Below are 9,437 nucleotides of genomic sequence, written 5' to 3' on the forward strand. Positions count from 1 at the left end.
TGGTTAAATAATGTTTTCATAGTCCGAAATTTTGGCTACGTGTGTAAACCCCAGAATTAGGATGTTTTATTACTAAGAAGCGGATTTTTCAAACATCCTCTTAATTCTTAGGTTTGAATTTTTCAGGACTTATACCAATTTGATGTGAGGCTGCACAGAACCCAGAAATTTATTGAATGTTTCATGTTCATCTGCGTTTATCTGCGGTCAATTATTCTTGATATTTTATTCTATGCAGCTTCATCTTAATTTGGTATAGCAATCCTAAAAATTGTGTAAAAAATCAAAATCCTAAAGCTCTGGCACTTTGATAGAAAATAAAACTTGCTACCCAAGCTAAACCAATAGACCAAACTACAGATATAACTGCAAATTTCCAGCTTTTAGATTCATTTTTCAAAACAGCAACAGTTGATAAACAAGGGACATAAAGCAGAGTAAATAACATGAAACTATAAGCCTGTACCCAGTCTATTTGATGAGCGATCGCACCCATTAAATCTGCACCCTCAGACTTACCATAAATGACCGCTAAACCGCCCAAAACAATTTCTTTAGCAATAAAGCCAAAAATCAACGCCACAGCCAATTGAGGATTAATTCCAATGGGTGCTAATAATGGTTGTGTGGCTTGACCGATCATTCCTGATAATGTTTGGGAACTCGCGGTGGGTACTCCCAAAGGTAAATTATTTAATAACCAAATAGCCACCACACCAAAAATAATAAACCGATTTGACCACTTTAAAAAATGCCTAATTTCCCCCCAAGCACGTAACCACATTTGTTTGATAGTGGGAAAACGATAAGGTGGTAATTCTAATACCAATGGTTCTTTATTGGGATATTTACCTTTAAATAAAAATGCGGTCAAAATAGCCGCGACAAAACTAAATAAATACAAACTAAATAAAACTACAGGCGCTATTTGAGGAGAAAATAAAGCTGTAGTCATAAAAATAAATACATTCAGTCTTGCTGAACATAAAGAAAAGGGAATGACGAGCATGGAAAGCATTCGCAACCCTGGGGAACGCATCACCCTTGTCCCCATAATTGCGGGAACATTACAGCCAAATCCCATCAATGACATCACAAAAGAACGACCATCTAAACCCAATCGTTCCATAAAAGCATCCATCAAAAATGCCGAACGTGACAAGTAGCCGCTATCCTCAACAATAGCCATGCAGAAGAAAAATAAGACAATTATAGGGATAAAAGCCGCAACTGTTCCCATACCACCATAAATACCGTCAATTAGGAAACCTTTCAAAAACGGTGGTAAACCCCCTAATAGTGGCTCTAATGCTGTTACTTTAAACCAGTCCAGGATATTCCCCAAAAACTCTTGCATCGGTGTTCCTAGGGCATATACTACCTGGAACATTAAAAACATGGTTGCAAAAAACAGCGGTAAGCCAAAGACTGGATGTAAGAGAACTCTATCTAAGCGTGTTGTCAGGTTTTCCTGAACTTGTGCTGGAGTATAAACTGAATCCTGCAATAAACTGCTCATTTCTGAGGCAATTTTACTATCGCACGCAGAACACTGTTCTAAAGAACCGGCTTTAATTGGTTCTTCCTGTTGCTGGAGACTATGAGCGATCGCTTTTACCGCTTCATCATAACCATTGCCATACTTAGCACTAATGGGCAATACTGGTATTCCCAGATGCTTGGCTATTTTATCAGGCTCAACTTTTACCCCAAAATTTGGGGCTTCATCTGCCATATTCAGTAATAACACTGCTGGAAGATGTAAATGTTTTAGCTGTAAAGCTAGACTAATTTGGCGGTCAATTTGAGTAGCATTGAGAATTATTATTATTAAATGTACTGGTGTACTTTCCAGAAACCGCCGCACCACAGCCTCATCTTCCGAAAACCCCCGCAAATCGTAAATTCCTGGTAAATCTACTACCTCTGCTTCTTCCTCACCAAGTTTGATTTTTGCCATCATCAAATCTACTGTCATCCCTGGCCAGTTGCCAATACTTGCATTAGCACCTGTAAAACGGTTGAAAAATGTAGATTTGCCAGTATTTGGCATTCCCAAAACCGCAATCTGTTTGATAGTCATATTCCCGTACTCACATTTGTAACTTCTATTTCTCTAGCTTCCCGGCAACGTAGCATCACTTCTGTAGTGCCAATACGAACATGAAGTGGTCCAGAAAGCCATCCCCGTCGCAGCATGACAATTTGTCTACCCGTACGGAAACCCATTGCTAGAAGGCGTTGTTGTAATCCAGATTCACTGTGCAGTTGAGTAATTGTGGCGATTTGACCAGGTTGTAACAAACCGAGATGATTTTTTGGCATTCTTTAAAAATAATTCTCATTAGTATTGAGAGTAATTATCAATATAATCTCATGTTTTTACAAAAAATTGCAAAATCATCTAAAAATTTTATTTTCTATGATTGTGTCATATATTAGCTCTAGTGTACGTATTATTATTGATAATGCTTTTGTATAGAAAATAAACTTTAAAAAAATGGAAAAAGTATTAAACGACCTATTGTCAAACCTTTCAAAAGTTAAAACTTTTGGAAGTAATACCATCTGAACAAATATTAATGTATATCCTTAATAGGTATTTATCCCTTTTGCGTAACTCCCTTAAAGAGTATGGAAATTCTATCTAATACCGTCGCGTTATCACGGTTGCAATTTGCATTTACAGCGATTTTTCACATGATTTGGCCTGTTCTCACGACAGGTATGTCTATTTACTTAATTGTCGTGGAAGGACTCTGGTTAAAAACCAAAAATCCCACTTATTATCATCACGCGCGTTTTTGGTCAAAACTCTATTTACTAAACTTTGGTATCGGAGTTGCGTCAGGTTTACCAATGGGTTTTCAGTTTGGGACTAACTGGGCCCCGTTATCAGAAGCAGTGGGAGATTTCTTAGGTAGTATTCTCGGATTTGAAGGCTCAATGGCATTTATGCTAGAGGCTTCTTTTTTAGGAATTATGATGTTTGGTTGGGAACGAGTTCCTCCTGTAATTCACTATTTAGCAACTATTCTTGTGGCTTTTGGAGCGAATCTTTCTACATTCTGGATTTTAGTGGCAAATTCATGGTTTCAGACTCCCAGTGGTGGAGAAATGGTAAATGGTAAGTTTATTGTTGATGACTATTTCCAAGCAATTTTAAATCCCTTCATGGTGAATAGTGTTCTCCATATGTTCTTGGCAACATTGGAGACTTCTTTATTTGTCATTGGTGGCATTAGTGCTTGGTATATTCTCAATAATCGCCATTCAGAATTTTTCAGCAAATCATTTAAAATAGTTTTAGCGATCGCAATTTTTGTTGCTCCCTTACAAGTCTACATTGGTCATGCTAGTGGTGATCAAGTTTATCACTATCAACCAACTAAATTAGCAGCAATAGAAGCCCAATGGGAAACAGTCCCGGCTGGTGAATCTGCCAAATGGAATATATTAGCAATTCCCAATAGAAAAGCCGAAAAAAATGATTGGGAAATTTCTGTTCCTAATGGTTTAAGTTACATTTTAGAACTCAAACCCAAACTTTCAGAACCAGTTTTAGGACTCAAAGAATGGAAACCAGAAGACCGTCCACCAATGATTCCCTTGATTTTTTATTCCTTCCGAATCATGGCAGGAATCGGCTTTTTCTTAGTAGGATTAATGCTGTGGAGTATCCTGCAATGGCTCAGAGGTAAACTGAATGCCAATAATATCAATCAGCAAAAATGGTTATTACGGGCTTGGATTTTAGCTGCACCTTTGGGTTATTTAGCAATTGAATCAGGCTGGATTGTTCGCTGTGTGGGAAGACAACCTTGGACAGTATATGGGCAAATTCGTACTACTGACGCAGCTTCTCATTTAGAACCAGGTGAAGTGTTATTTTCACTCACAGTTATTACTCTTCTTTACAGTGTGTTGTTCGTCTCAGCTATGTTTTTTGGTAGCCGCATTATTCGCAAAGGACCAGATTTGAATTTACCCATACCAGGAGGTGAGATCAAAACAGTAATTGCTACTGAATCTGTGAGTCATATTCCCGATAGTCGTCCTTTGGAAACACCGCAATAGGAACAATTACATGGAAGCTTTACTGCACTTTTTACCACAAGTTTGGTTTGTTATTCTGGGATTATTTCTGTTTCTTTACGTGCTTTTAGATGGCTTTGATTTAGGCGTTGGTATCCTCTCTTTGACTTCTTCTGATGAGAAACGCCGTAGTTTATTAATGACCAGTTTGGGTAATGTTTGGGATGCTAACGAAACCTGGTTAGTTTTGATGGCAGGGGCATTATTTGGGGCTTTTCCTTTAGCTTATGGAACAATTTTAAATGCCCTGTATTTGCCTTTAATGGTGATGGTTGTAGGGTTAATTTTGCGGGCTGTGGCTTTTGAATTTCGAGAACATTCTGATAATAAAAGTTTCTGGAATTTTGCCTTTGGAATTGGCAGTTTCATTGCTTCTTTATTTCAAGGATTTGCCTTGGGTGGTGTATTAGCAGGAATCAAAGTTGATGCTGCTGGGCATTTTATAGGTGGAATATGGGATTGGTTAAGTTGGCAATCATTATTAACAGCATTGACACTTGTACAAGGTTATGTGTTGATTGGTTCAACTTACTTAATTTTAAAGACTGAAGGCACATTACAGGAAACTCATTTTAAAACTGCTAAATTAGCAGCTTGGACAACTTTCATCGGGGCAAGTTTAATTACCATAACAACACCAATTGTCTATGAAAATGCGAGAGATAGGCTATTTCATCAACCAGAAGTTTATATTTTTGCCCTGATTCCTTTGTTGGGTATATTGCTGATTTGGTTGCTGCTACAAAGCCTAAACAGTAAACAAGAAGTAGCTTCTTTTGTCTATACAGCTTTAATCTTTTTGCTGACATTTATCGGCTTAGGATTTATTGCTTTCCCCTACATTATCCCCCCCACTATTACCATTTATCAAGCAGCTTCTTCTGCTACTTCAATGGTCTTTATGATTACGTTCATTGGGTTTTTAATTCCAATTATGTTGTTTTACAACATCTACAATTACTTTGTTTTCCGGGGTAAGGTAGTAACTACTGAAGAGGGAGAATAAGATTGGTAATTGGTAATTGGTAATTGGTAATTGGTAATGGGGTTATTCATTTCCCTATTCCCAACACCGATATAATTGGTTTTTAAATACCATCTAATTTTTCTACAAAATCTTGATGTTCTGTTGAATTTAAACCTGTTTGCAAAACAGCCATTACCTGTTGCATATTGCCTGTTACTAAGGCGGAAAAATCCAGCCATAAACCTGGAAATACTTGACTTTTAATTATTCCTTAACTGCAAATAATATTAGGGGTAGGTAAATTTATTATATCTTACTGTTATCAAAGTAAACCATGAAAGGCAATTGCTTGAATCATAGATATAGGAACTGTGGCAAAATATTCCTTTTGAAATTGTTCTTCTCTGACTGCGGCTAAAAATTGATTAATCGCATTTTCAGTTTTAATTTCATCCTGAATAAATTCATCCCAAGTGATTTGTAAATAACGGTCTTGATGTTCAACAATAAAACCTAAATATCTTAAAGCCTTAAATCCTAAATGTAAGCTTTTATCACTGATACCCAATTTTTCTAAAAGTTGTAAACGAGTAACTAACTGATTAGTCCGATTTAGATATTTAGCAATTCCTACTAAGGTAAACCAAATTTCTTTGGGGGTTTTATTGTCTGGTTTTGACCAAGCTATAGCTATTTGTTGTTGATTATAAATTGACCTTCTTAACCAAGCACGAACATCATCCCAACTTGTTGGACAATCTTTAATAATCAATATTGAGTTATTTTCTTTAAATTCTAAATCATCCTGATTTCTCCAATCTAAAATCATCGCTGATTTCTCAGTTTTTACTTCTAAATCAGCACAAGGACGCACAGCAATTAATCTAATTTCATAACGATTTTTATCTTTAAAACTATTAAAGTCTATTTCTGCGATACAATCACATCTACCATTAGGCAATTCTTCTTGATAATGTCCCCACCAAATACCAGGAAAAGTATGGTTTGTGGAATCATCACGAATCAAAAACTCGGTTTTAATATATTGTATTTTCTTGCCTTTTAAATCTTCTTGATTTCGATGCCAAGCTTTTTCAAACCAGCAATTTTTAATTAATAGTTTAGGAATAGGGTTTCCCATTCCACAAGGTTCTAAAAGTTTCAGTTCTAAAAATAATTCTTTTCCTAAATCTGCAACTGTCACCACTAAATCAGCTTGTACTGTAGGTGTGAGATTTATTCCCCCTAAAGATTGCCGTAATTTTTGATTAATTGCATCTGTAAATAAGGGAATATTCTCAACTAATAAACTTAAACCTGCCGCAAAGGGATGTCCACCAAAACGATGTAATAAATGTGCTTGTTCTTTGACTAATTGATATAAATCGACGGAATTAATGGAACGTGCAGAACCACGCGCAAATTTTGGTTTATTTGGTTCAGAATCTCCAGTTTCTGTACTCAATAAAATTGTTGGACGACCTATTTCTTGTGCCACTTGACCTGCAACTAAACCTAAAACACCACTAGGCCATTGAGGGTCTTCTAAAACGATAACACTAGTAGTTGATAAATCTAATTGGGAGAGTTTTTTAAATACTTGATTCTGGACATCTTTTTGTAAAGATTTGCGTCGAGTATTTGCTAATTCTGTTTCTTCTGCAAGTTGCTGACAGCGTTCAATATCTCGACTTGTTAATAGTTCTACACAGAAACTAGCATCACCATGAATTCTGCTGACTGCGTTAATGCGAGGACCCAAACCAAAGGAAATATCTGTGGGGCGATCGCCACTTTTCTGGCATAATTCTAATAATCTACCTACTCCTGGCCGTCTTCTTTCCGCAACAGGTTTTTTATAATCAGCTTGCAGTTGTTGAATTCCCAATTGCGCTAAATAACGACAATCACCATTTAATTGTACCAAATCAGCAATTAATCCCACCGCTACTAAATCTAATAAATCATCTAAGGGATGTTGTGGTATATCTGGCAAAGTTTCATATAATGCTTCTACTAATTTATAAGCAACTGCTACCCCAGAAAGATGAAATAATGGATGTTCTTTTGGTAAATAACGAGGATTGATAATTGCAGCGACTGGAGGACGTTCAGCAGGTAAAGTATGATGGTCGGTAACGATAACATCTATACCTAATTTTTGAGCATAAATAATCTCATCAATATTTGTACTTCCTGTGTCACAAGTGACGATTAATTTGCAACCTTGTTCGGCTAAATTATCAATTCCTGCTACATTAAGTCCATGAGATTCTGTTAAGCGATTAGGAATGTAATAAGTTAATTGTTGATGTTGAATAAAAAATTGTCCTAAACCATCCCACAAAACCGCAGTTGAAGTAATACCATCAGCGTCAAAGTCTCCCCAAATAGCAACTTTTTCACCAGCTTCACCCGCTTTTTTTAAACGTTGCATTGCCAAATCCATCTCTTGTCCAAATTCATAAGGACTCGCAGGTTGATAAACTTGATAATTAACAAAACTTGCTAATTGTAATTCAGTTTTTATCCCTCTTTGCCAAAGTAATTGGGCGGCAAATATTCCACTTGATAGTGGTGTGTACTTTTTAACAGCTTGGATAAACCACTCAGGAATTTGTTCTGTTTCTACTAAAATCCACTGCATTTAATTAATTAAAATGTAATTGGTGATTGGTGATATTTATTCGGACTCCTGACTCCTGACTCCTGACTCCTTTCTTTATTCCTCGTTGATTATTAAATCTATTGGCGATTCATTCGCTAAGGGATTAATAGCTATTTCCCCTGGAATGCCTTCTGATTTACGAGAACGAATAGTAGGACGTGTGCGCCGATAACCTGCCCTTTCTGCTTTTTGATGTTCATAATCTATTAGTCTGCCATAATATGGATGTTTACTCAAATTCATTGATAAGAAAATATGTTGGCGTATGTTACCAAAGCCTTTGCGATTAAAAAATTTAACTGCTGGAATATTCGTAGGATCTGTATCTACTAACATAAACCTCGCCCCATCTTCAATCATTCGCGCTACAACTTTATCAACTAATTTATCTGCTACTCCCTGACGTTGAAATTTGGGATTTACACCTAACCACAAAATATAACCATAGGTCCATGATGCTTTACTAATAATAGTGCCTAAAATAAATCCTGCAAGTTCGCTTTCTGTTTCTGCAACTAAGCAATATTCTGGATCTGTATTATAAAGTCCTATTACTTCCCATTCATCCCAGGTGCGATACAAATAAGGATATAAATCACTGGTAAATAGTTCTTCACCTAAGTGGTAAACAGGTGCAATATCATCAATTCCTAAGTCCCGGACATAAATTGTGTCAGTTTCATCAAAGGCTTTCATAGTGATTGGTTAATTGGTTATTATTTAATTTCCTAATTCTAATAAAAATCTAGACTTAGATAGATCCTTCATGACAATACTTTTTGTCCACTTTATTCAAAGTGATACTTCTGGGATATTATCAATGTTTGGTAAAATTACAGCCCTTACTTCTAATGGATTATTTATTTGATCGTAACAACGGACAGCATATTGACAATATTCACAAGATTTTTTAACTGCTGGTTCTTGGGGAAATGGCTGATTTTGATGATATTCTTCGAACCACTTAGTTAAATTGCTCAATATTTGTTTTAATTCCTGTCCTGTTTGTTTATGTTTGCGAGTATCATATTTAAATTGAATGTTTTTGGGCTGGTCTTTAGATTGAACAAACCAGTAAGTCATAGATATATTTTTCGGTAAATATTCGCTGGTTTCTGCCAGAACATACATATAAAGTCTGGTTTGCCAATTTTTAGCTAAATATCTTTTATCTGGTGGTTGAGGATAGGTTTTCCAGTCAAAAATATCTGCCTTTTCCTGATCTGCGATTAATAAATCATAAATTACTGTGATTAAGTAATCTTGAATTTGCAAAGTCCGATAATGTTCACTGTCTCGAAAAGTTTGCTCATTAATATCAGGTGTTAATATTTCTGGTGCAGCTTGGCTAAAATCTGTCATCCAAGTTTTCAATGTTTTCAATTCTTTATCTTCTTTATCTCCTTCCAAAAAACTATTAATTGGTAAACCCATTTCTCTCTGCTGCATTAATAGGTGAAAACGACTACCTAAAATTTGCGTTTCTTCTTGTTTAGGATCTGTGGGTGTGGTCAGTTTTTCTAAATAATTATGTTGAAATTTACGCGGACAAGCTGCTAGTAAATTCAGGTGTCCTTGGGATAGTCTAAATAGTTGAGTGGATGTTAATAGCATTTTTGCTTTTTGTGCAATAAATTACTAATTACCAATCTATCAATTTTTATTGTTTATTTTTGATTTCCGTCGCGCAAGTTCTGATATAGGGAT

Annotated in this window: 7 protein-coding genes and 1 pseudogene; 2 read left to right on the forward strand and 6 right to left on the reverse strand. The window is 35.9% G+C overall.

Features of this window, described 5'->3' with window-relative positions:
- Positions 1–283: 283 nt before the first annotated feature.
- Entirely contained in the window at positions 284–2,083 is a 1,800-nt protein-coding gene (feoB, locus tag VB694_RS17585; RefSeq protein WP_323361626.1) for a ferrous iron transport protein B, read from the reverse strand.
- Positions 2,080–2,325 (reverse strand): FeoA family protein, encoded by a 246-nt coding sequence (locus tag VB694_RS17590; RefSeq protein ID WP_323361627.1) that lies wholly within the window; start codon positions 2,323–2,325, stop codon positions 2,080–2,082. The genes feoB and VB694_RS17590 overlap by 4 nt, the downstream gene beginning before the upstream one ends.
- Before the next feature lie 309 nt (positions 2,326–2,634).
- On the opposite strand from VB694_RS17590, the gene VB694_RS17595 reads away from it, so the two are divergent.
- Both VB694_RS17595 and cydB read left to right on the forward strand, forming a co-directional pair.
- A complete protein-coding gene (locus tag VB694_RS17595) occupies positions 2,635–4,077 on the forward strand; it encodes a cytochrome ubiquinol oxidase subunit I (protein WP_323361628.1) in 1,443 nt (480 codons plus the stop codon).
- Positions 4,078–4,087: 10 nt separating this feature from the next.
- A complete protein-coding gene (gene cydB, locus VB694_RS17600) occupies positions 4,088–5,101 on the forward strand; it encodes a cytochrome d ubiquinol oxidase subunit II (RefSeq protein WP_323361629.1) in 1,014 nt (337 codons plus the stop codon).
- 82 nt (positions 5,102–5,183) lie between these two features.
- On the opposite strand, the pseudogene VB694_RS25345 reads toward cydB, so the two are convergent.
- The 4 genes and pseudogenes from VB694_RS25345 to VB694_RS17615 form a co-directional block, all read right to left on the reverse strand.
- Positions 5,184–5,333: pseudogene (locus VB694_RS25345) on the reverse strand (Uma2 family endonuclease); the annotation flags it as partial.
- A gap of 51 nt (positions 5,334–5,384) precedes the next feature.
- Positions 5,385–7,709, reverse strand: a complete 2,325-nt coding sequence (gene recJ / locus VB694_RS17605) for a single-stranded-DNA-specific exonuclease RecJ (RefSeq protein ID WP_323361630.1) — start codon at positions 7,707–7,709, stop codon at positions 5,385–5,387.
- 75 nt (positions 7,710–7,784) lie between these two features.
- Complete coding sequence (locus VB694_RS17610; RefSeq protein ID WP_323361631.1) at positions 7,785–8,426, reverse strand: GNAT family N-acetyltransferase; 642 nt, start codon at positions 8,424–8,426, stop codon at positions 7,785–7,787.
- A gap of 96 nt (positions 8,427–8,522) precedes the next feature.
- A complete protein-coding gene (locus tag VB694_RS17615) occupies positions 8,523–9,344 on the reverse strand; it encodes a PD-(D/E)XK nuclease family protein (RefSeq protein WP_323361632.1) in 822 nt (273 codons plus the stop codon).
- Positions 9,345–9,437 lie beyond the last annotated feature (93 nt).

The sequence above is a fragment of the Anabaena sp. UHCC 0451 genome, assembly GCF_034931405.1.
Taxonomy (GTDB): Bacteria; Cyanobacteriota; Cyanobacteriia; order Cyanobacteriales; family Nostocaceae; genus RDYJ01.